General features: G+C 54.3%; 18 protein-coding genes. 4 read left to right on the top strand and 14 right to left on the bottom strand.

Annotation, left to right across the window (positions count from 1 at the left end; translation table 11 throughout):
- Positions 1-30 precede the first annotated feature (30 nt).
- The 7 genes from MYS68_RS16725 to MYS68_RS16755 all read right to left on the bottom strand — a co-directional run bounded on the left by MYS68_RS16725 (position 31) and on the right by MYS68_RS16755 (position 8241).
- Positions 31-753 (bottom strand): glucosamine-6-phosphate deaminase, encoded by a 723-nt coding sequence (locus MYS68_RS16725; protein ID WP_248926924.1) that lies wholly within the window; start codon positions 751-753, stop codon positions 31-33.
- Positions 750-1721 (bottom strand): ROK family protein, encoded by a 972-nt coding sequence (locus MYS68_RS16730; RefSeq protein ID WP_248926925.1) that lies wholly within the window; start codon positions 1719-1721, stop codon positions 750-752. The genes MYS68_RS16725 and MYS68_RS16730 overlap by 4 nt, the downstream gene beginning before the upstream one ends.
- Before the next feature lie 60 nt (positions 1722-1781).
- Complete coding sequence (locus tag MYS68_RS16735; RefSeq protein WP_248926926.1) at positions 1782-3530, bottom strand: hypothetical protein; 1749 nt, start codon at positions 3528-3530, stop codon at positions 1782-1784.
- Positions 3527-4474: a sugar phosphate isomerase/epimerase family protein gene (locus MYS68_RS16740; protein ID WP_248926927.1), complete on the bottom strand. Its 948-nt coding sequence runs from the start codon at positions 4472-4474 to the stop codon at positions 3527-3529. The genes MYS68_RS16735 and MYS68_RS16740 overlap by 4 nt, the downstream gene beginning before the upstream one ends.
- A gap of 85 nt (positions 4475-4559) precedes the next feature.
- A complete protein-coding gene (locus tag MYS68_RS16745; protein ID WP_248926928.1) occupies positions 4560-5432 on the bottom strand; it encodes a carbohydrate ABC transporter permease in 873 nt (290 codons plus the stop codon).
- A gap of 24 nt (positions 5433-5456) precedes the next feature.
- On the bottom strand, positions 5457-6416 hold the full coding sequence (locus MYS68_RS16750) for an ABC transporter permease (RefSeq protein ID WP_248926929.1): 960 nt from the start codon (positions 6414-6416) through the stop codon (positions 5457-5459).
- Between the two features lie 148 nt (positions 6417-6564).
- Positions 6565-8241, bottom strand: a complete 1677-nt coding sequence (locus MYS68_RS16755) for an extracellular solute-binding protein (protein WP_338043580.1) — start codon at positions 8239-8241, stop codon at positions 6565-6567.
- Positions 8242-8933: 692 nt separating this feature from the next.
- On the opposite strand from MYS68_RS16755, the gene MYS68_RS16760 reads away from it, so the two are divergent.
- Positions 8934-10184: an IS110 family RNA-guided transposase gene (locus MYS68_RS16760; protein ID WP_248925944.1), complete on the top strand. Its 1251-nt coding sequence runs from the start codon at positions 8934-8936 to the stop codon at positions 10182-10184.
- Between the two features lie 579 nt (positions 10185-10763).
- Here the strand turns inward: MYS68_RS16760 and MYS68_RS16765 are convergent.
- Positions 10764-12995 carry an AraC family transcriptional regulator gene (locus MYS68_RS16765; protein WP_248926930.1) on the bottom strand — a complete coding sequence of 744 codons (2232 nt, stop codon included), beginning with the start codon at positions 12993-12995 and terminating at the stop codon, positions 10764-10766.
- Between the two features lie 121 nt (positions 12996-13116).
- Positions 13117-14019 (bottom strand): ArsR/SmtB family transcription factor, encoded by a 903-nt coding sequence (locus MYS68_RS16770; RefSeq protein ID WP_248926931.1) that lies wholly within the window; start codon positions 14017-14019, stop codon positions 13117-13119.
- Positions 14020-14157: 138 nt separating this feature from the next.
- Here MYS68_RS16770 and arfA point away from each other — a divergent pair, with 138 nt between their 5' ends.
- Both arfA and MYS68_RS16780 read left to right on the top strand, forming a co-directional pair.
- Positions 14158-15666: an arabinosylfuranosidase ArfA gene (gene arfA, locus MYS68_RS16775; RefSeq protein WP_248926932.1), complete on the top strand. Its 1509-nt coding sequence runs from the start codon at positions 14158-14160 to the stop codon at positions 15664-15666.
- A gap of 20 nt (positions 15667-15686) precedes the next feature.
- A complete protein-coding gene (locus MYS68_RS16780; protein ID WP_248926933.1) occupies positions 15687-16517 on the top strand; it encodes a sugar phosphate isomerase/epimerase family protein in 831 nt (276 codons plus the stop codon).
- A gap of 721 nt (positions 16518-17238) precedes the next feature.
- On the opposite strand, the gene MYS68_RS16785 is transcribed toward MYS68_RS16780, so the two are convergent.
- Both MYS68_RS16785 and nadX read right to left on the bottom strand, forming a co-directional pair.
- Positions 17239-18642 (bottom strand): NAD-dependent malic enzyme, encoded by a 1404-nt coding sequence (locus MYS68_RS16785; RefSeq protein WP_248926934.1) that lies wholly within the window; start codon positions 18640-18642, stop codon positions 17239-17241.
- A 240-nt stretch (positions 18643-18882) separates the two neighbouring features.
- The gene (gene nadX / locus MYS68_RS16790; protein ID WP_248926935.1) at positions 18883-19689 is read right to left on the bottom strand and encodes an aspartate dehydrogenase; all 807 of its coding nucleotides are present in this window, start codon (positions 19687-19689) and stop codon (positions 18883-18885) included.
- Positions 19690-19814: 125 nt separating this feature from the next.
- Between nadX and MYS68_RS16795 the strand changes: the two genes are divergently transcribed.
- Positions 19815-20150 carry a 2Fe-2S iron-sulfur cluster-binding protein gene (locus tag MYS68_RS16795; protein WP_248926936.1) on the top strand — a complete coding sequence of 112 codons (336 nt, stop codon included), beginning with the start codon at positions 19815-19817 and terminating at the stop codon, positions 20148-20150.
- A gap of 589 nt (positions 20151-20739) precedes the next feature.
- Here MYS68_RS16795 and MYS68_RS16800 read toward each other — a convergent pair.
- The 3 genes from MYS68_RS16800 to MYS68_RS16810 are packed head-to-tail and all read right to left on the bottom strand — an operon-like array spanning position 20740 to position 21899.
- Positions 20740-21042, bottom strand: a complete 303-nt coding sequence (locus tag MYS68_RS16800) for a hypothetical protein (RefSeq protein ID WP_248926937.1) — start codon at positions 21040-21042, stop codon at positions 20740-20742.
- 45 nt (positions 21043-21087) lie between these two features.
- Positions 21088-21558 (bottom strand): RidA family protein, encoded by a 471-nt coding sequence (locus tag MYS68_RS16805; protein ID WP_248930935.1) that lies wholly within the window; start codon positions 21556-21558, stop codon positions 21088-21090.
- Positions 21559-21614: 56 nt separating this feature from the next.
- The gene (locus tag MYS68_RS16810) at positions 21615-21899 is read right to left on the bottom strand and encodes a 2Fe-2S iron-sulfur cluster-binding protein (RefSeq protein WP_248926938.1); all 285 of its coding nucleotides are present in this window, start codon (positions 21897-21899) and stop codon (positions 21615-21617) included.
- Positions 21900-21937: the final 38 nt, after the last annotated feature.

Below are 21937 nucleotides of genomic sequence, written 5' to 3' on the forward strand. Positions count from 1 at the left end.
CCTCTTTTAGGCCGGCCGGCCCCGGTTTGGTTATAATCCGGCGGCGGCGGCTTTGTCTAATATCACCGTCAGCTGCGGATGCAGCTGCAGGACGGAAGCCGGCACGTCCACGGTGACCGGCCCCCTGAGCGAGCGTCGGATAATGTCGGCTTTGTCTGCGCCTCTGGCGAGCAGCACGTTGCGCTTGCAGCGCATGACGTCCATGAGACCCATCGTGATGCCGCAGCGGGGTACAAGCTCCTCTCCGCCGAAAAAGGCGGACTTGTCGCCGATCGTTTGCTGCGCCAGCGGCACGACTCTGAGCCGGGAATCAAACGGCGTCCCCGGCTCGTTAAACGCAATATGCCCGTTCGTGCCGATCCCGAGCACCTGCAGATCGATCCCGCCGCAGGCATCGATCGCCCGTGCGAACCGGACGCATTCCGCCTCCGGATCGGCGGCGGCGCCGTTCAAAAATTCGATGCGCTCGCGCCGGATGTTCACATGGCGGAACAGCTGCTCCTCCATCCGGCAGCGGCAGCTTTTCGGATGCTCCCAGGGAATGCCGGCATATTCGTCAAGATTGAACGAGTATACTTGCGAAAAATCAAGCCCTTCCTCCAGATGCATGCGGGCGAGCTCGCGGTGCAGCCCCACGGTCGTGGACCCGGTGGCAAAACCTAGAACGGCATCCGGCTTCATCCTTATGTAACCGGAGACAAACCCGGCCGCGGTGCGGTCGAAATGCTCCGTTTCGGTAACGATCAGTTTCACTTTATTCCCTCCCATGCCAGCGAGGCGGCACCGAGCAGCCCGACATCGCTTGCGGTTAGCTGCGATAGTTGAAACGAAGCCAGCGATTTGCGCGCAGCAGGCATGCTGTGCGCCGCGACATGCTCGCGCAGCCTCCCGGCGAGCCACTCGTCGCGAAATACGCCGCCTCCCAAAATAACCGCCTGCGGATTCGTCAAATTGACAAGGCTGACGAGCGCCGTTTCGAGCGCAGCGACCGCGTCTTCGGACACCTTCGCGGCAAGCGCGTCGCCTTGACGGTAAGCCGCGAATACAGCCGACGAGTTAAGCCCGCCGGATCGTTCGAGCCCATGCAGCGACGAGTCCGGAAACTGCGGCAGCAGCTCGCGCACCCGGCTGATCATACCGCCGCCCGAAGCGATATTTTCCAGGCAGCCGCGGCTGCCGCATTTGCACGGCGCTCCCGACGGGTCGACGGACATATGGCCGATTTCCCCGGCATAATTGCCGGCGCCGCGCACTAGCTGTCCGCCGCTGACGATGCCGCAGGCGATACCCGTGCCGACGTTGACGTAGACGAAGTCGGCGTGCCCCCGGCCGCCGCCCCAGCGCTGCTCGGCGAGCGTCGCCGCCTTTACGTCGTTGTCAAGAAAGGCGGGCGCGCCGTAGCGCTCCTGCAGCAGCGCGGCCAGCGGCACCTCGCTGCCGATCGGGATGCTCAGGCAGTGCACCCATGCGCCGCGTGCCGGATCGATTTGCCCCGGCATGCACAGGCCGATGGCGAGCGGCTCACGCGCCGAACGGCTGCCGCCGCTCATGAAATCGTCCAGCGCCCGGTCGATGCTCCCAAGAGCGGATGCTTGCTCCCTCCGGTCCATCGGGTACCGGGCCGACCTGACGATGCGGCCGTCCGCATCCACAAGGCCGATCGATATTTTGGTGCCTCCGACATCAATACCTGCGACCGTTCCGGTATGATCTTCGCTCATCTTCATCCGCACTCCCTTCCATCCGATTGGCCATCGCTGCCGCCCCCGGTCGATGTTGACCTATGACAGGCGAATCGTAAACGTATGATCGAGCGGCGTCATCAGGTTGACGAGCACCGTCTGGACCCCGTTTTGAATCGGGTTCACCCGGATCACCTTCAATTTGTGCTCGTGCGCTCCGGCGGACAGCTCCAGCGCATCGCCGCCGTTCTCGCAGCGGATCGCACCTTCCGTCCAGAAATACGCGTGATTTTCGATGGGCTGCAGCCCCTCCCCGGAAAGCTTGCTGTCCAGATTGAAAGAAAAAGCGACCTGCGTGAACACGTCCGGCAAATCGTCCGCTTTCACGCGCAGCTTCCATTCCTTCGCCCCCGGCGCGACCTCGACTTCAAGCGTATGCTTCTGCAGGTGCGTCACCGGACGCATATGGTGCGGCAGCAGGTACCAAGGGCTGATCGGCGCCCGCGCCGTTTCCGGCAGGTGCTCCTTCGGAACCGGGCCGTAGTAGCCTTTCTCCATATGCGCAGCCATCCGATACCCGTTCTCGGTCCGCGCAAAATGCTCCATCTCGACGAGCCCCGGCGTAAACGAGGTGAACATTTGCGTCGCCAGCAGGTTCACCCGGCCGTGGCGCAGAGCGAACACCGACGCGGCGCGCGTCATGACCGTCGCGCTCGTATCCCCGTCGCGGTGGCGTGCGACCGGCGAGCCGAACGCGAGGTGCATGGAGCTGTGCTCGATTTTGTCGTGGTGGCCGACGCTGTGTCGCTTTCGCAAATCCTCAAGGACCGGATGATGCTCGTTGATCACTTTCACGTATTGCGTCGGCAGCTCGGCTCTCTCCAGCCCTTCGATGCGCGCCTCCGGAAACGTCAGGTAACCGAGCATCGCATGGTTGTTCACCGGGCCGAGGCGCGACAAATGAGCCGCCGCCAGGTCGGACATCGCCGCGAACAGCGGGTCGCGGTCGAGCGCCGCCATCAGGCGGTACGACAGGAAATATTCCGACAGGTCGGCCCGCTGGCCGAAGTCCTGCCGCCCCGAGTAGTCGGTGACGACGTCGCCGTTCGGATGGACGAGGTACACCATCATCCGCAGGTTGCGGCGCACCGGCTCGAGCAGCTCCGTGCGCCCGAACAGATTCGCGGTATGATATAACATAATGTCGTTGACCGTATTGTAAATGCCGTGGCTCCGTTCGGTCCATTCGCCGTCTTCGGTGCAGTCGAGCCCTTCGGCGAGCCACTCGCTCGCCCGCGCGATCAGCTCTTCCTTCTTGAAAATGCTGTACAGCCAGCCGAGCGCCGACGTAAGCACCCAGCGGTGGTTCGGCGTATGACAGCCGCCCGTCAGCATGGCGGGAATCGCCCGTTCGAGGAACAGCTTCACCTTATGGGTCACGGGTTTGATATCGTGCCACGGATGGCTCTCCAGCAGCCGGTAAAGCTGGCCGAAGCCGGTAATGACAAAGCCGGTATCCGGCGGAGAGTGGTAATTCGTCGAGCCGAGCGAAATCGTGCCGTCTTCGTGCTGGCGGCTCAGCATATAGTCTGCCGCCCATTCCAGGCGGGTGAGCAGTTCAGCGCTGTGGTAAAACTCCGAATCCGGGTTGATAAGTGCTGCCGCCATTGTCGCCATATGTCCGGCCGTACCGACGTGAGTCGGGCTCGGCACCCCGGTCAGCTCGTTGACGACGCCGCCGAAATGGCGGCTGGACGAATCGGTCACCTGCAAAGCCAACGCCGCCCGGACACTCCGGTCGTTCATGCCGACCAGCGTTTCGTAGAACGGATCTGTGATTGTGCTCATTTTGGCATAGCCTCCAATTTCCGCAGTAAAATGTCGTGACTTTCTTCGATTTCCTCCGGCTTGCAGATCGCCTTGAGCTCATACACTTTAAGCGGCGCATCGCGGACGATGTCCAGGAAGCCGTCGAAGACATCCGTTTTGCTGTGCACGTAAGGACAATAGTGGTCGGACAGCTCCAGCGTTTCATGAATATGCAGACCGTAGATGTAAGCTTTTAACTCATGCGCGTCTTTCACGCTGTCGTACAGCCCCATCCGGTCCATCATCATCGCATGGCCGAAGTCGTACCACAGGTACACCGGCGCGCCCTTCAGCCCGTCGATGATCGTCTTCGCCTCCTGCGGCGTCGGCATTTGGTAGCAGCGGGAGCGTGTTTCGATGCCGACGACAACCTTGTATCCTTTGCGGGCGATATACTCGGAAACCTGCTCCAAACTTTCCCGAATCCTGCTTGTGTAGTGCGGACTCAGCGCTTCGCGGCGCGCCAGCATCTCGTTCCACAGCTGCTTGTATTCCGGCGAATCCTTGCCCATCTCGCGGTATATTTTTTTCAGCAGGGAATCGATGTTGATGTCGAACGGCACTTCCCCCGGATGTACGACAACCGCCTCCGCGCCGTAACGGTGCGCATAATCGATGGAGCCGCAAAGAAGCTCGATCGCTCGCTGCCGTTTCTCCTCATCGTCAAAGCCGAGCAGCACGGAATCGGTGCCGTAGTCTGGGTCCGCAATGTGCGGGAACGTGTTGTGCACGCTGGAGACGCCGATTTCGCCTTGCTCGATCATCGGTTCGATCGTGCTCAAAAACTCATGCGTTACGTTATAATTCAGCTCCACGCGGCGGAAGCCGAGCTGCCTGATCTCTTCGATCATACCTCTGCCTGTATCGTGGCGTTTGATATTCCAGCATGTGGAAAACGAATATTCCCCTTTATCCTTGAACAAACGGTCCCTCTCCTCTCACACCGCACGGTGATGCAACGCATTGATGTTATTATACAGGTTTTCTGCATGCCCTAAGAAAAATTTGTCAGCCTTTGACCGCCCCCAGCATGATGCCGGAGACGAAATAACGCTGCAGCCACGGATACACGAGCAAAATCGGTATCGTCGCGAACATGACGCTCGCCGCCTTCAAACTTTCCGGCAAAAACTGCACGACCTGCGTGCCCTCGAGCTGCATCAAATCGTTGGCCATATTGTTCATGACGAGCTGGTACAGCTTGAGCTGAAGCGGATACAGCTTCGGATTCGTGATGTAAAACAGCGTATCCATAAAGCCGTTCCAGCGATTCACCGCATAAAACAAGCTGAGCGTCGCGATGACCGGCATCGAAAGCGGAACGACGATTTGCCAGAGTACGCGGAAGTGGCTCGCTCCGTCGATTTCGGCGGATTCGTGCAGGCTTTCCGGAATCGATTTGAAAAAGTTGATCAGGATGATCAAATTAAACGGGCTGATGAGTATCGGCAAAATAAGCGCCCACATGGAATTGATCAAATTCAGCTGCTTCATCAAAATGTACTCCGGGATAATGCCGCCGCTGAAAAACATCGTAATGATGATCAGCACCATGAAAAACTTTTGCCCTTTCAAATACGTTTTTGTAAGCGGATACGCGGCGATGATGGACATTAACATACACGAGATCGTGTAGGTCACCGTCAGCAGAACGGTAAAACCCATCGACCGGATCATGGAAACGTCCGCGAACACTTTCTTGAAAGCTTCCAGGCTCAGCTCGATCGGGTAGATCGTCACTTCTCCCGACATGATCGCCCGGTTGGAGCTGAGCGAAATGGACAAAATATGCAGAAACGGGATCAGGCAAAGCGCAAGCGCGATAAAAATAAATACGTTGATCGCCATATCGACGGTGCGGTCGGCGGCTTTGGCACTCATAAGCGGAAGCTCCTTTCCTTAACGTTAGATGATTCCCTGATCGGTCGTTTTCTTGGCGATATAGTTGGCCGTCAGGATAAAGACGAGTCCAACCGCAGCCTGGAAAAAGCCGACGCCGGTCGCCAATGAATATTGGGCGGACTGCAGGCCCATTTTGTACACGAACGTGCTGATCACCTCGGAATATTCGGATACGGTTACGTTTCCGAGCACGTAAGGGCGCTCAAATCCGATCTGCACAAGCTCGCCGAGCTTCATGATGAGCAGCACGACGATTGTCGACTGGATGCCGGGAATCGTAATGTAGCGAATCTTGGTGAGCCGTCCCGCTCCGTCCACGTCGGCCGCTTCGTACAATTCCTTGTTGATGCCGGTCAGGGCGGCCAAATAAATGATCGTTCCCCAGCCTGCGGAATGCCAAACTCCGGTAGCCAGATATGTGATAACCCAGTAATTTTTATCCGAAAGCCAAGGAATCGCTTCCAGGCCTGCATTCATAAGCAAGTTGTTGACAAAGCCCGATTTCGTTGCGAACACTTGGTAAACGATGCCGCCGACGATAACCCAGGAGATGAAATGCGGCAAGTACAAAATCGTTTGCGCAAGCTTTTTGTACAAAAGACTCTTCAGTTCGTTAAGCATGATCGCCAAAATAATCGGTGCAGGGAAAGATACGATAAGATCGAGAAAGTTCAGCATGAGCGTGTTTCTTAAAGCGGTAAAAAACTGCCGGTTATTGAAAATTTGCTTGAAATTGTCGAACCCGACCCACGGACTTTTGTTAATGCCCTGAAACAGGTTGAAATCTTTAAACGCGATCGTCACTCCGTACATCGGACCGTATTTGAAAATCAGGAAGTATGCGATCGGCAGCACGAGCAGAACGTACAGCTGCCAGTTCCGCCGCAGGTATACTTTGATTGCGCTCTGCCGGACGATCTCCGCATTTTGGCGGTTGGTTTGCGAAGCTGCGGACGTGTTCATCGGGGGCCTCCTTAACGTTTTTGCGTCAGCAAAAACTGACTTCGTAAAGCATGAGCTTATCGACTATTCCGCCGGAAAACGCTCCTGCATCAAGCGCGAGATGCCTGATGCAGGATGTTTTTGCCCGAACGGACCGGGTATATACGGATTACTTCTTTTTCATTTCCTGGTAAGCCGCTTTTCTTTCGTTCGCAATTTCCTGACCTCCGGCGGCCATGAAATCTTTCAGCGACTGTTCGTAAGTTTTGTCAAAATCGGCCGGCTTGGCCAGAACGGATTTCACCAACAGCTCATGATATTTGTCCACAAGGCTCGTGCCGTATTTGACCTCCGCCTGAATCGGACGCTGGAAGCGCAGCATCGGCTCGGTGTCTGTATTCGAAATTTTCCGGGCGGCCTCCACTTCTTTGACGATATCGGCCGGGTACGACTTCGAGTCGAGCTTGATGTTTTTCTCTTCGCTGCCCAGATCCTGCCCGTTGCTGATGATGATAAAGTCGCCGATATTGAAAAACTTGTCTTTCGTTTCCTGGCTGTCGATTCGAACCGGGATGCCGTCCTCCAGCTTGTAATCTTTGCCTTCGTCGCCGTTCATGATCTTGAAGTAATTGTCCTTTTGTGCCATGAAGTCCAAATATTTGATCGCTTCGTTTACGTTTTTGCTTGATTTCGGAATGAGGATGTACATGCCTGCAGGCATATATTTCGGCTTCGTGTGCTTGCCGTCGGCGCCTGCGAACGGATCCACCGCCGTAATCTTGGCTCCTTTTACATTGGTCGCCAGCACCTTGTAAACCCCCGGAGTCGCATTCAGCGGGTTCACGCTGTCTTCGCTGAACAATCCGACTTTGCCGGTCATGACGTCCTGATTGAGCTTCTTCTTGTCTTTGTCGAGGGCGAAATCCGCACTCATCAACCCTTCGTTGTACAGCTTGTTCAAAAATTGCAGCGCTTCTTTATGCCCGGCCGTCAAAATCGGATAATCGCGGGAGCCGAGCTGCATGCGCTGGGTGTATTTCTCTTCTTCGGTCAGATCTTTCTTGATAAACGGCCAGATGATCGGCTCATAGGAGGAAGGCGCGAGCGCCATGCCGAGCGGAATCAAATCTTTGCCGACTTTGCCGGGATCTTTCTCTTTCACGGCTTTCAGGAAGCTGTACACTTCATCCGTATTTTTCGGAACCTGCATGCCTAATGCATCCAGCCAGTCCTGGCGGATAAACGAGGCGTATTTGCCGAGCTGTACGCGTTTGGCCGGGATCGCATATTGCTTTCCGTCAAATTTGCCGTATTCGAGCGTGTCCGTTCCGAGGAACGTTTTCAGATTTTTGCCGTATTCGTCGAGCGCTTGGCCGATATCGGCAAGACCGCCCTGCTGCACATATTTATATACGAGGTTGCTGTCATACGTAAATACGATATCCGGGGCGTCGCCGCCGCTGGCCATCAGCACGTTCAGCTTCTCCACTTCCTGGGCGCGCGGTACGGGAACGTATTCCAGCTTGATGTTGTTCGGCGTTCCGAACTTCTCCTGCATCCATTTCGTCCAGTAGTTATCTGTTGCCGATTGGCCGGCCGGCGCGTTGCCGCGGTCGAACATTTCCACCCGCAGCGTCACCTGTTTTTTCGGATCGTTCGCACCCGAACCTGCTCCTGCGCTTTTGTTGTCGTTGCTCGAGCAAGCAGCCAGGACGCCGATCGTCAGCACCGAGCTCATCGATAAAGCAACCGCTTTTTTTACCGTCTGTCTCTTCAACTGAACCCTCTCCTTAATGAAATTCAAATTCGCTATGGATGTCCGCTTCTTGAGGTCGTTGATCTTCATGCACCGGACGCAACTCCGTTATACCCCAGCTTCCGGTTAGGCATCAATAAACATGATTCCGCAGCACAAACCAAAGCGTCGCAATGCCTCTTTTTCCGCGGACAAACCGATTTCAGATTGCTGATTATTTTCTGTGAGGGCCCCCTAAATCCCCCCACCGGGGGGACCCCAGGCTGCTCCTGTTCAGCCCCCCCTTGTATACTAAGAGCAGCTCAATGATCGGTTTACATAATATCCGATCTTGAGGTGCTTTTTTTAAATGCTGCTCCTTGAAAATTGAATAATGCATCACTTTACTATGGTGGATGTGGACGTAGCCCAAGCGAAGGCGCGGGAGGCTTATGTTTTCACAGCCAACGTAGCAAATTTATTCGACTGGGTGCTTTACGATCCTGGGGTGTCTTTGGGAAAATAGCCAATAGGTGTTACCGACGGGAATGTTCCTTGCCCCCCTGTTGACCTTGCTTTCATGCGGGTTCTTCCAATTTAGAGTGTTCCCTTGGCCTCTTCCGTATTTTCCTACACGCTGACTGTTTCCCGGGCGTTCCCGTCCCTTCCGCATAGCAGAGGAAGGAAAGTGCACCGACGGGCCCCGGTGTATTCCTATAGCTCGCAAGGCTGTTAGCGGAGAGTTTCCCAAGGACATCCCAGGACCGTAAACACCGAGTCCCTTACGAAAGGAGGTGTACCCTATGCCCAGCATCTTATTTGTCGGGATCGATGTAAGCAGCAAGAACAACGTAGTCTGTTGCCTGCCGGAAGGTGATGTCCACAAACCTCTGAGCCGGTTTACCGTCACCAATGATGAACCCGGCGTGATGATCTTTCAGGAGAGGATCAAGGCGCTGATGAGCAAGCACGGGTTGACGCATATTCGTTTCGGACTCGAAGCTACAGGCCCTTTTTCCAGTCATCTGGCCCGTTACTTGCAAAGCGTTCTGACCTTCGAACCTTATGAGCATGCCGTCTACGTCTTCAACCCGAGTCTGATTAAGGAGTTCAAGAAAGCTCACTTTCTGTACGCCCCAAAAAACGACAGGGTAGACGCCTGGTTCATCGCCGCGAAGCTCCGATCCGGTCATCTACCCCGTGCCTACACGTGGAGCGAGTCCATGGCCGCCCTACAGCGCCTGACGAGAACCCGTTTCCACGTTGTACATACTTTGACACGGGAGACCAATTTCCTGCTGACCAACTTATTTTTAAAGTTCAGCAGTTATGCCAGCGGACCTTTCCGGCACAAGACGTCGGCGACCAGCTTGGCTGTCATCGAGGAATTTGCCAGTGTCGAAGACATTATTCACATGTCCGTCGAAGACTTGATGGCCTTTGTGATGGAGCGCGGCCGGAATCAGTTTGAGAACCCGGAGGAAGTGGCTTTGGCGCTGCAAAAAGCGGCGCGCTCCTCCTACCGCCTGCCAAAGGCCATGGCGGATGCTGTCAACTTTGCGATGGCTTCCAACATTCGCATCATCCGATCTTTACAGGAACAAGCCAAATCACTGCAAAAAGCGATTGAAGATCATTTGGCGTCCATTCCGCAGACCCTCACTTCGGTCCCCGGAATGGGCCCCATCTTCGCGGCGGGCATCCTCTCCGAGATCGGAGACATTGGGCGCTTTCCTAGCCATATGAAACTGGCCAAATACGCCGGACTTGCATGGACAGAAAACCAATCGGGTAACTTTAAAGGCGTTGAATCTCGGCTTATTAAGTCCGGCAACCGCTACTTGAAGTATTACTTCACAGAAGCAGCAAAGAGTGTCCAGGTGCACGACACTATATTTGCGCAATATTACAGCCACAAGAAAGCGGAGCCGGCTAAATACGCCGAAAAACGTGCCCTTGCGCTTACAGCTCGTAAGTTGGTGCGGTTGGTCGATCATCTGCTGCGAACCAACCGACTCTACGAACCCCAGGAGGTGATCCGACAAGAAGCTTAGACATAGATCCCTAGAAAAATCCACCTATTTCCATTATTAGACATGGTATTATTTACCATTTGATATAGTGGTAGGGTGGGTCTGATTTGGTGTTGCCTTTTTTCGGGTCACCTCCTAAAAAGGTTCGGAGCGAAAAATGTTATGTTAACAAAGGGGCTTGACATCGTACCGCTGCTCTAAATCCCCCCATGGGGGGACCCCAGGCGCTCGGGCGCCCTGGACCCGCCCGCAGTACGGGACTGCTTGCTTCTAGTTCGCGTTTGCCCGGCATGGATTTTTGGGCTGCGCGCCAAAAATCCTATGCCGGGCACGCTGCACTTTCGGTGCGATGCCTGGGGAGATCATGAGTGCCTCGAGCCCGCGTTTGGCTGCACGGATTTTGCCTGACGGCAAAATTGCGTGCGGCCACGCTCTACTTTTTGTGCGATGCCGAGTGTGGAGAGATTGAAAACGTGCCTCTTTCCCACACTCGGCGCCATAGAATATATCCTCTGTCAACATCATCTATTAGTTCCATAACAATGAAAAACCGTGGCCTTAGCCACGGAATAATCTTGTGAATTTTTGTTGGGGGAATCCCTACATCACTTTCCGGTAGTCGCCGGGGGTGGTGCCGACGATTTTTTTGAACGTGCGGCCGAACGAAATGCCGTGCGTGTAGCCGACCTTCTCGGCGATGTCCTGGATCGAATCGTCGGTTTCGAGCAGCAGACGTTTCGCTTCCTCCATGCGAAGGTTCACCAAAAAGTCGACGAACTTCATGCCGAACTGCTCCTTGAACAGCTGGCTCAAATATTTGGCGTTGACGTCGAATTTATCGCTTAGATGAGCGAGCGACAAATCCGGGTTCGCGTAGTTTTCTTCAATGTACTTGCGCATCTCGCCAAGCATTGCGAGCTGGCCTTTCGATTCGCGGATCTCCACGTAATGCCGGTACAATTCCGACAGATGATCGATCAGCGTTTCGGCCAAAGCGTCCACCGTTTCCGCTTCTTCCATATATTTGGAAAGCGACGGATAAATTTCTTCTTGCCACTGCCGCTTCAGCGAATCCGGCAGCTCATCCAGCTCCCGGCTCAGCATATGAATCAAATAATCGACCAAGGTGCGAATATCTTCGTCTTCCAAATATTCATCCTTCATATGCCGGAAAACATCGCCGAGCACTTCCGACCACGCTTCATTCGTCAGACGGAAATATTGAACGGCCGAAGAAATTTTTTGATAATATTCAAAAGCTCCGTCCGCTTTATTCGCGGCAGGCTCGGTATACACCGCCACCTTGCCCTTACCGAGCTGCAGTTTATGCCGAAGCAGCGAATCGGCTTCCAGATAAGACGGCCGAATGCCGCCCAGCCGGTCAGATAAGCTGCCGATGCCGATCGTTATGGAAAGCTTAAGGTTCGTTTGCACCCATTCCCGGAACAGCTCGCTCATCCTTACGAGATGCTCCGCTTCGCGCTGCTCCTCATGTTTAAACATGTATAGAATGCCCAATCTTTGGCTGGAAATCCATTCCGCCCAAATCGATAGCCCCTCCTGTTTGGCAAACTCCTGGATCACGTTGGTCAAGGCGAATTTGAGCAGATTTTGATCGCGGTCGTTATACGTCCTGGAAAAGCCGGGATACCCGTCGATTTCGGCCGCGCTCACGCAAAGCGAAGTGAAATCGTACTCCAATTGGAGCTGCTCCATTTGCGTTTTCCACTGATTCCGCGAAATTTCGCGGTCTCCTTCAATAAGCTTTTGAAAAAACTGCTTGCGGTGCAGCAGCAAATCTTCCTTGTATCTTTTTTCATAACGGTTCGTCTGGTCGATCAGGTTCTCAAGCGCTTTCTCAATAAAGGAAAACTCGTCGAACGCCTTCCCCTGCTGCAAGCTTTTTTGCTGATACTCCTGAATCCGGCTCAAGATGAGCTCTATCGGCTTATAGTTTTTCCGGGTAATGTAAATAATGTAAACAATACATAAGATGATGATCAGACTGCCGATGCCGATCCACATGTAGGAGATAAAAGAAACCCAACCGAACAGCTGACCCGCTTTAAGGCCGCTGACGAACCTCCAGCCGAGATAATCGGACGACATCTCGCTGAGCACCTTGCGGCTTGCGCTGTGCAGCTCGGGAGAGCTTTCGTCCAAGTTCGGCGGATAAATCAGCCCGTCCTTGCTCCAAATTTCCATGAACGTGAGCTGGCTGTTGACCATTTCGCCGACCATCCGCATCAGCTCGCTGACGCGCACGTTAATGACGACGATGCCCTCATTGCCGAAAGGCAGCATCGCCTGTTTGCTCAGCGTAATCACTTGTTCCTCGGGATCGGTCTGAAACTCGCTGTATTTTCGTACCGGAGTCCAGCCAATATAGGGGGAATCCGACGTTTGCTTCAAAATGAATGCCTTATCGCGAAAATCGTCCAGCGGGCCCGCCGACGTTTGCGTAAGCACCAGCTTATCGCTGAACCGATACAAATAGACCGAATGGATCAAAAATTGATTCGTGGAAAACCGCTTCAAATCGTTGGATGCCTGGTATTGGACAATGCGCGGGTCGGCATTGGCTTTAGGGACAAAAAAGTCGCCAAAATCGGAATTCGAGGCCATCTCCTTCAGCATCATCTGTTCGACCCCGCGCAGGGTCGACTCCATCGTATCCGCGACGTATTTCGTCGAGATTTGATTCGCTCGCTCGGCTTCTTTTTTGGAAATTTCGCTGACTACGAAAAAAGAAATGAAAATAATGGTAGAAATTGCTACGATCAAAATCGGAAAATAGGATAACAGCAATCGATTATACCATCGGTTGCGCATAAGGATCATCCTCGCCCGGGAAATCCCGTCCACATATTTTTAAAGCCGAAACGCGAATTTTATTGTACTATGAAAAACTCCCGAATGCCATTGTCTGACCAATGGTCATATGTTCCAGCACTTATTCGTAATACACCCGGAACACGATGTCCTGATTGTAATTTCCGAACCCTTCGCCGTAAAGCGTGAGCCCTCCAACATGCTCCGAAGAACTCAGCACAGCCAGCCGCAGCGTCCATTGATTGCGCTCCGTGCCGATGTCGCCGATCCCCGTGTCCGACATGCGCTGCCCGTCGATAAAGGTCCCGTCCGCCGTGATCCTTATGACCTTGAGCAGGCCGTATTGGTTCACCCCGTTCTGCCACCAGGAAGGAGTATAGCGCCCGCGGCTCGAGCCGTAATCGCCCGGACTCGTCCATTGGCCGAGATGAACGCCGTTCAAATAAAAGTCGATGTCGGAAGGCCAGTTTTCGTTGAACCCCGGCGCCTCGGAGCCCAGCTCCATCGATATTTCGATTTGGCTCGGCTGCTGGCCGCTAAGCAAATAGTTCGGAATTTTGTATTCGACAAACCCTTTGCCGAACCATAAAATGCCGGCGCGCACCCGATCCGGTTCAAGAAAATAACGCGGATCGTCATATTGCCCGATCAGCTTGTCGCGGGTCGCGAGGCCGCAGGTCGGGTGAACCTCGAATTCGGTGTAATGCCCGATCGGAATCGTCGCCTCGTGAAACGAGGGCCTTGCTTGCTCCATGACCGGCATGGCGATCTCAATGCGGTCGACGGCAAGCGAGCAAATTTTATGCGTGCCCTTATCCTTGCGCACCATTTCGGTGCGGATAAGACCGCCGAGCTCCAGCTTGCGGATGTGCATCGTCACGATCGCGCTGCTCAGATTCAATGCGGCGGCAATATCCTTCACATTCATCGGCTGCCCGGCAAGCAGCCCGATAATGTTTAAGCGAACCTCGCTGGCCAGCGCCTCGTAAAGCGGCAGCGAGTTTTTGCTGATGTCGGCTTTCATCGTATGAAGTCCTTTCGTCATTCGAGTTTTAAAAATTAATGGTTGCAAATTGGGGGGGCTTCTAGTTAAATAGAGTTAGTTAATGTTTTTGTTTATCATATTAATATTTATATTAATTCATTGGAGGGATAGTTGGCAATGGCTTCTCAGGCAAAAATGATCGTAGACAAAGATTTCACCATCGGTTCCATCGATTCGCGAATTTACGGCTCCTTTATCGAGCATTTGGGCCGCGCCGTATATGGCGGTATTTATGAGCCCGGGCATCCGCAAGCGGACGAGTTGGGTTTCCGCAAAGACGTGTTCGAGCTCGTCCGCGCGCTGGATGTACCGATCGTCCGTTACCCAGGGGGCAATTTTGTTTCCGGTTACAATTGGGAGGACGGAGTAGGCCCGAAGGAAGAACGCAAACGCCGTCTCGAGCTGGCATGGAGAACGATCGAAACGAATCAGTTCGGCTTTAACGAATTCGCCGATTGGACGAAAAAAGCGAACACCCAGGCGATGATGGCGGTCAATCTCGGCACGCGCGGCCCCGATGAAGCGCGCAATTTGGTCGAATACAGCAACCACCCTTCCGGTACATACTGGAGCGATTTGCGCAGAAGCCACGGCTACGAGCAGCCGCACGGCATCAAGACGTGGTGCCTCGGCAACGAGATGGACGGTCCGTGGCAAATCGGCGCCAAAACAGCCGTCGAATACGGGCGCATCGCTGCCGAAACCGCCAAAGTGATGAGATGGGTCGACCCTACGATCGAACTCGTCGCATGCGGCAGCTCCAGCCGAACGATGCCGACGTTCCCGGAATGGGAAGCAACCGTGCTCGACCATACGTACAATTACGTCGAGTATATTTCCCTGCACCAATATTACTCGAATGCGGAGAAGGACACGCCGACATTTCTGGCGCGTTCCGTTGAAATGGACCGCTTCATCGATTCGGTCATCGCCACCTGCGACTATGTCAAGGCGAAAAAACGCAGCAAGAAAACGATGTACCTTTCCTTCGACGAGTGGAACGTATGGTACCATTCCAAAGAAGCGGACAGCAAACTCGAACCGTGGCAGATCGCGCCGCCGCAGCTAGAGGATATTTATACACACGAGGATGCGCTGCTTGTCGGCTGCATGCTGATCAGCCTGCTGAAGCGCGCCGACCGCGTCAAAATGGCGTGCATCGCTCAGCTCGTCAACGTCATCGCGCCGATCATGACCGAAACCGGCGGCAAAGCCTGGAAGCAAACGATTTATTACCCGTACTTGCACGCGTCCCTTTACGGCAGAGGCACCGCGCTTGTACCGCTCATCCAAACGCCCAAATACGATACGCCGTCCATCACCGACGTGCCTTATTTGGAATCGATCGCGATTCATAACGAGGAAAAAAGCGAAGTGACGATTTTCGCCGTCAACCGCCATCTGGATGAAGCTCTCACGCTGCAGGTTGATCTGCGCAGCTTCGGAGGCTGCCGCCTGATCGAGCACATCGTGCTGGAGCACGGCGATCTGAAGGCGGCCAACACCGCCGAACGGCCGGACAATGTAACGCCGCATCAGCGCGGCAGCGCCGCAGTCGACGGCAGCTCCGTTACGGCGCAGCTGAACAAAGCTTCATGGAACGTCATTCGTCTGAAAATCAGCTGACAAGGGAGAATCCGCTTACTATGGCATACGGAACATTGGCACATACCGTAGGATGCAAGCCTCTCGCCGAACTGACGCGAACGCTCGCCTCTTACGACATAGATTTCGTGCAGCTTGCGCTTTCCAAGGCGATCAGCGACATCGATACCGGACTGGGGCGGCTCAGCCACGGTCTCGCCCATCATATCGGCGAGCAGTTTCAGCGCTCCGGCGTACGCATCGGCGTGCTCGGCTGCTACATCGACCCGATCCACCCCGATCCTGCGCAAAGAAGGCGTGAAATCGACCGCTTTAAGGAGCATCTGCGCTTCGCCCGTCAGCTCGGCGTGCCGATGGTCGCCACGGAAACCGGCGATTTGCATACGTATCGGCAGCAGTACCCGGGCAGCTACATCGATAAGGGCTATGAAGTGCTGCGGGAAACGGTGCTGGAGCTGGCCGAGGAAGCGGAAAAATGGGGCGTCTACGCCGCCATCGAACCCGTCTGCCGCCACACGTTGTCATCGCCGGAACGAATGATGCAGCTGCTTGAGGAAATTCCCTGCAGCTGCATCGGCGTTGTGCTCGACCCCTGCAACCTGCTGGACGAACGAAACCTCGACCGCCAGGACGAGGTCATCGACCAGGCATTCTCTTTATTCGGCGACCGCATCGTGCTCGCCCATATTAAAGGACTCGTCTATCAAGACGGCAAGCTGGTCGAAACGAAACCAGGCGAAAGCGAGTTCCACCTTGCCCGCTTTCTGAAGCTGCTTGCTTCCTGCAAACCATTTATCGACATCTCGATCGAATCGACCCAGCCTCATGAGCTGAACGACACGATCCGTTATTTGAAGCAGATCGCAGAGTAGCTGTTGGCGATAAGGTGAATTGGATGCGATAAAATTCTAACGGTTGTCACGGAGGTTATTGCAGGAAGATTGCCGATTATAAAATCGTAACGGTTCTGATGGAGGTTATTTGGGCAATATGCTGACCTATTATCGGTTAATCCTGCAAATAAGCTCGCTGGCGACCGTTAGATTTGGAAAACGGGCATTTTTAGCTAAATAAGCTCTATCACAACCGTTACAGTTTTTGAACAGCGTTCGGGCCGCGGCTTAATCCGAGTCTCCGTGTATAGCCAGTGGGGACAAGCAGGGGCTATCCCACTTTGTTAACTTCAAAAAAAGGCACGGTTCGCTATGAACCATGCCTTTTTGCCTTATGGGAACGTATATGCAAATGAAAATAGTTAAGCGTTCCCGGCACAAATTCGGCGTCAGCCGAACTGTGCTGGGCAATCGCGGGCCCGAGGCACGCACCCACTCCCTGCATCATCGCACCAAAGTAAAGCGTGTCCGGCAATGAGATTTATTGCCAATCAGCAATAAATCCATGCCGGACAAACGCGACCTAGCAGCGAGCACTCCCTCAACCGGGCGGGTCCAGGGCGCCCGAGCGCCTGGGGTCCCCCTTTAGGGGGATTTAGGGGGTGGCCCTACGATTTAGGGGGTGGTATGCCCTTAGGAGGTGGCCCTACGATTTAGAACTTTGAAATTGCTTTTAGGGGATTGAGGGGGGCCCCCCTCATCACCTGAAGTCCGGCGGAATTCTCCGCGCAACGCCGGTCAAAATCGCCGCCTCAACGACAGCATGTCTGACTTTGGTGACGACCTGCTCGTTGAATATGCTTGGTATGATGTATTGGTCGTTCAGCTCGTTAGGCGAAACGACCGCGGCGATCGCCCGGGCGGCGGCCAGCTTCATCGGCTCGTTGATGCGGCGCGCGCGGCAGTCGAGCGCCCCGCGGAAAATGCCGGGGAACACGAGTACGTTGTTGATCTGGTTCGGATAATCGCTTCGTCCCGTTGCAAAAACGCGCACATGCGGCAGCGCATCTTCGGGTGCGATTTCCGGCACCGGATTGGCCATCGCGAAGACGATGCTGTTCGGCGCCATTTTCTGTACGTCCTCAGCGTTCAGAAGGCCTCCTCTGGAAACGCCGATAAACACGTCGGCGCCTGCGATCAATTCTTTCAAAGTGCCCGGAGTCGCCTCCACCTGCGGCTGCTCGGAGAGCCATTTCCACATCGGATGGGAGTATTCCCCGCCGCGCACGATAGCGCCTTCCCGGTCTACCGGAACAAGCTTGGTCACTCCGGACGCCAGCAGCATTTTGCAAATCGAAACGCCCGCCGCGCCGATGCCGTTGACGACGACGCGCACCTGATCCATCCGTTTGCCGGCTACTTTCAGCGCGTTAAGCAGACCGGCGACAACGACAATTGCCGTGCCGTGCTGGTCGTCATGGAAAACCGGAATATCGAGCTCGTCCGCCAGACGCGTTTCAATTTCGAAGCAGCGCGGCGAGCTGATATCTTCCAGATTGATGCCGCCGAAAATCGGGCTGATCGCCTTGATCGTGCGGATAATTTCCTCCGTATCCTTGCTGTCCAGACAGATCGGGAACGCATCCACGCCGCCGAGCTGCTTGAACAGCATCGCTTTGCCTTCCATGACCGGCGCAGCCGCATGCGGCCCGATATCGCCCAAGCCCAAAACGGCCGTGCCATCGGTAACGACGGCTACCGTATTTCTTTTAATGGTCAGCGAATACGCTTTTTGCGGATTTTCATGTATGGACGTACAAACGCGGGCTACGCCGGGAGTGTATACTCGGGACAAATCCTCGCGGTTTTTGATCGGCAAATTCGGCTGGACGGAAATTTTACCGCCCAAATGCACCAAAAATGTACGGTCGGACACGTTGATAAGCTCGATCCCTTGAAGAGACCGCAGCGTTTCAACCACACGCGCCTCCGCCTTTTCCTCCACATGCACCGTGATATCGCGAACGGAAGTTTCCTGTCCGGGACGAATGACGTCGATCGAGGTAATGTCTCCGCCCGCTTTGCTGATCGCGGAAGCGACATCACCGAAGTTTACCATAGCGTGATTAAGCTCAAGACGCAAAATTATGCTGTTATATGCCACGCAAGATTCTCCTTTTTCATAGATTCAATGACATTCTATCACATTATACTTTTTTATATGCCAATTACAACAAATTCTCCGGTACGAACCTCCCATCGGGTTTGTTTGAATCAGGCCGGCGTTTAACGCTTCCTGTGCTGATTCGATCGTATTACATAAGCTTGAAACGGTCAATAGCACGTCTCAATTGTTCACTATTACGGCACATTTCACGGGGTTCAGCCGGCTTATTTTCACAACCTATATGCCGATCACAAAGGGGGAATTTAAATTTCGGATTGTTTTGATGATGCTCATCGCTACGATATAACCGGTTTTGGGATTGCGGTCGGAGGGGGTATTGCGGATCTGCAGCTTGATCTGCCCGAATTTGCCTTTCGCCTCAATCTCATGCGTATTGTGGTTGATCCCGGGATCGGCGAACACCTTCACCTTCGTGCGGTCGAAGCCGATGCCTGCCAAGCTTAGCGCCGCGGATACGTTGACACTTTCCGGAAACAACCGGGCCGCATCCCGCGCTGCGCCCTCGAAGGCGCAGTAAGGCTCGCTCAAGGCTGCCAGATTGACCTGCCGCTCTACCAAAGTGCCGTACCAGGCTTTGACCGGCTTTCGCGTGATCAGCGTCACTTCTTCCATAGGGCCTACGCTCCCTGCGGCAATCCGGTCCAAACCACCGATCGCTGCCGAAGGTACGATGATTTTCCGGCCGCATTCGGCGGCTTTGGCCATTAAACTTTCCTGCAGCGCCTCGTCTGCGAGCGCGCCGACGCTGACCAAAATGAGGTCGGCTCCGCTGGACAATACCGTTTCCCCGTAGGTTCTGACGGCCTCATGGCCCGCACACTCAACGATAACGTCCATCCGCTTGGCAAAGAACAGCTCTTCTTTGTCCGTGATCACATATTCAGCCGATGCCGCACGTGCAAAACGGGTTTCGTCGCGCACGAGGACGGCTTCGAGACGGGCCGCACCTGCCTCTCCTTTCAGCAAAAACTGGGCGACATCTTCTCCAATCGTTCCATATCCGATAATTCCGATTTTCAGCATAGGCCCTCCCCAAGGTTAAAAAAGTGACATTCTACTTACCATCATACCAAATTAATTGTATTTGGTATACCATAAACCAAATGACTGTGATATAATAGGCTTATATCGACGGGGAGGGATGTCTTATGCCATCTGTGACTTTTCAAACGTCCGGCAAATCCATCGAAATTGAAAAAGATACGAATCTTTTAAGAATGTCCATTCGTTACGAAGGCAGCGTTCCTTATAAATGCGGCGGGGGGCTGTGTGGAACTTGCCGGGTACGGATCGTGGAAGGCGGCGAAAATCTTAGCAAGGTCATGAAAAAGGAAATCGACCGCTTGGGCAAAGAGAAGATCGACATGGGGTATCGCCTGGCATGCCAAACCTTTATTAGCGGAGATGTCACGGTTGCGTGGGGCGAAGAGGACCTCGAGCGGCTGAACAAAATCGCGGAGCGGCGAATTAACGCCGCGCAGTAAGCCGGCGGAGCTTCGCGGGGTTGGACCGCCCGGCGGTGGGCGCCGCGGGTGAAACGTGCGTTATGAAATGCGGGTAGTCCCGGCCGCGTCTATACATACGCTTGAGCTGCCGTTTTCATTAGCTGTATTATAAGATGTAAAAGGAGCGGATACTTTCATGAAGTATCCGCTCCTTTACGATGCTTCGCAGCACACCCGGCAGACCGATCCTGAATTATTCTTTCCATGTTAATTGACTCCAAAACGGACATCGGTGCCGCTACTGCCCGTTACATGCACGGACCGGTAATGCAGCAAACCGAAATTCCGGTTCGGGATTTGGTTTTAACGACCCCTGGACGGTAAAATCGAATAATATGTGTGAAAAATCAGATAGAAGATTACTTTTTGCATCAGATCCAACCATTGTATTCGAAAAATCACACAAATAACGAATGGACTGCAGCATCCTGCCGCCGGATGGGCTGACGTCCGACGGGCTGCCGGCAGCCCGTCTTCTCCGTAAGCCAAAGGCCGTCTTAGTCCAAGCTCGCAGGCTTGGCCTCAGACGGCCTTTTCTTTTGCACGCCAACGGAACTGGAACCCCCCGTCAAACCGGCACTTTGACGATTTTGCTCTCCTCGTCGATATCGAGCTCGAAAATCTCCTTTTCGATCTCCGCGGTCGAATCGAACTTCGGGAACACCTTCAGCGGGATGCTGTTGTCGGGGAACACTTCGGCAACCCCTTGAATGACGATTCTCGTATCCGGGCTTTTGATCCGGCAGATGGAAAACGTCGTCTTCTTTTTTCCAAAAAAATAATATTCATAATCGGCGACTTTCTCCAGATTCGGATTGTCGGTTACGGTCCGGTAACGTTCCGTCGTAGATACCAATATGTATTCGCTCATCCGCAAAACCTCCAGTTTGATAAAATGAACTGCAAACGCGTCTGTTTATTCGTAACGAACGATCATTTCCACTTCCACAGCGGCCGCTCCCGGCAGCGACGCCACGCCGACGGCCGACCTGGCATGCAGTCCGCGGTCGCCGAATACGCGGGTCAGCAGGTCAGAGGCGCCGTCAAGCACATAAGGAAGCTCGGAGAAGCCGGGCGCAGCGTGAATAAAGCCGGTCACTTTCACGATCTCGGCGACGCGGTCCAAATCTCCCAGAGCGGCATTCAGAGCGGCCAATTGATTGACCGCGCATAACCTGGCCGCCTGATAACCCTCTTCTTTGGTGAAATCGTCCCCTACCTTGCCCTTATACTTCAGCACCCCGTTTTCCTTAGGCGTCACTCCGCTTAAATACAGGAAGGACGCCGCCATCTTGTAAGGCGCGTAGCTGCCCGCGGGTACGGGGGCGGCTCCGAGGACAATGTCCAATTCCGCAAGCTTCGCTGCGGCTTGTCCGTGCTTGTGCATCACTCGCTCTCCCCCTTATGCGATTCGCACGCCGGAAACGGCAGGATCATGCCGGCTTATTCCTGAACGATTTCGATATTTTCGCTGATATAAAGCTGGCAGGCCAAGCGATACCCTTCGCCGAGCTTATCGCCGAGCATTTTGTTTTCCTTCCAGTTCGGCTCGGGAAGGCTTTCGCCTCCCGAAATCACTTTGACCGTGCATTTCGTGCATTTCCCCATGCCGCAGCCGTACTTCAGATGAGGGAATTTTTTCACCCCGGCTAAAACAACCAAATTGCTGTTTGCGTCCACTTCCTGCTGATAAACCTCACCGTTTTGGTGTAATTTGACTGTAGGCATAAAAACCTCCCTCCGCCGCATGAAGCCGGTGCGCCAAA

Origin of the sequence: Paenibacillus hamazuiensis (genome assembly GCF_023276405.1) — a bacterium.
Classification (GTDB): Bacteria; Bacillota; Bacilli; order Paenibacillales; family NBRC-103111; genus Paenibacillus_AF; species Paenibacillus_AF hamazuiensis.

Bases quoted from the DNA above. Each gene is read 5' to 3' on its own strand.
- MYS68_RS16730 (WP_248926925.1), bottom strand. From the start codon at position 1,721: ATGAGCGAAGATCATACCGGAACGGTCGCAGGTATTGATGTCGGAGGC.
- MYS68_RS16735 (WP_248926926.1), bottom strand. From the start codon at position 3,530: ATGAGCACAATCACAGATCCGTTCTACGAAACGCTGGTCGGCATGAAC.
- MYS68_RS16745 (WP_248926928.1), bottom strand. From the start codon at position 5,432: ATGAGTGCCAAAGCCGCCGACCGCACCGTCGATATGGCGATCAACGTA.
- MYS68_RS16750 (WP_248926929.1), bottom strand. From the start codon at position 6,416: ATGAACACGTCCGCAGCTTCGCAAACCAACCGCCAAAATGCGGAGATC.
- MYS68_RS16755 (WP_338043580.1), bottom strand. From the start codon at position 8,241: ATGAAGATCAACGACCTCAAGAAGCGGACATCCATAGCGAATTTGAAT.
- MYS68_RS16760 (WP_248925944.1), top strand. From the start codon at position 8,934: ATGCCCAGCATCTTATTTGTCGGGATCGATGTAAGCAGCAAGAACAAC.
- MYS68_RS16765 (WP_248926930.1), bottom strand. From the start codon at position 12,995: ATGCGCAACCGATGGTATAATCGATTGCTGTTATCCTATTTTCCGATT.
- MYS68_RS16770 (WP_248926931.1), bottom strand. From the start codon at position 14,019: ATGAAAGCCGACATCAGCAAAAACTCGCTGCCGCTTTACGAGGCGCTG.
- arfA (WP_248926932.1), top strand. From the start codon at position 14,158: ATGGCTTCTCAGGCAAAAATGATCGTAGACAAAGATTTCACCATCGGT.
- MYS68_RS16780 (WP_248926933.1), top strand. From the start codon at position 15,687: ATGGCATACGGAACATTGGCACATACCGTAGGATGCAAGCCTCTCGCC.
- nadX (WP_248926935.1), bottom strand. From the start codon at position 19,689: ATGCTGAAAATCGGAATTATCGGATATGGAACGATTGGAGAAGATGTC.
- MYS68_RS16795 (WP_248926936.1), top strand. From the start codon at position 19,815: ATGCCATCTGTGACTTTTCAAACGTCCGGCAAATCCATCGAAATTGAA.
- MYS68_RS16800 (WP_248926937.1), bottom strand. From the start codon at position 21,042: ATGAGCGAATACATATTGGTATCTACGACGGAACGTTACCGGACCGTA.
- MYS68_RS16805 (WP_248930935.1), bottom strand. From the start codon at position 21,558: ATGCACAAGCACGGACAAGCCGCAGCGAAGCTTGCGGAATTGGACATT.
- MYS68_RS16810 (WP_248926938.1), bottom strand. From the start codon at position 21,899: ATGCCTACAGTCAAATTACACCAAAACGGTGAGGTTTATCAGCAGGAA.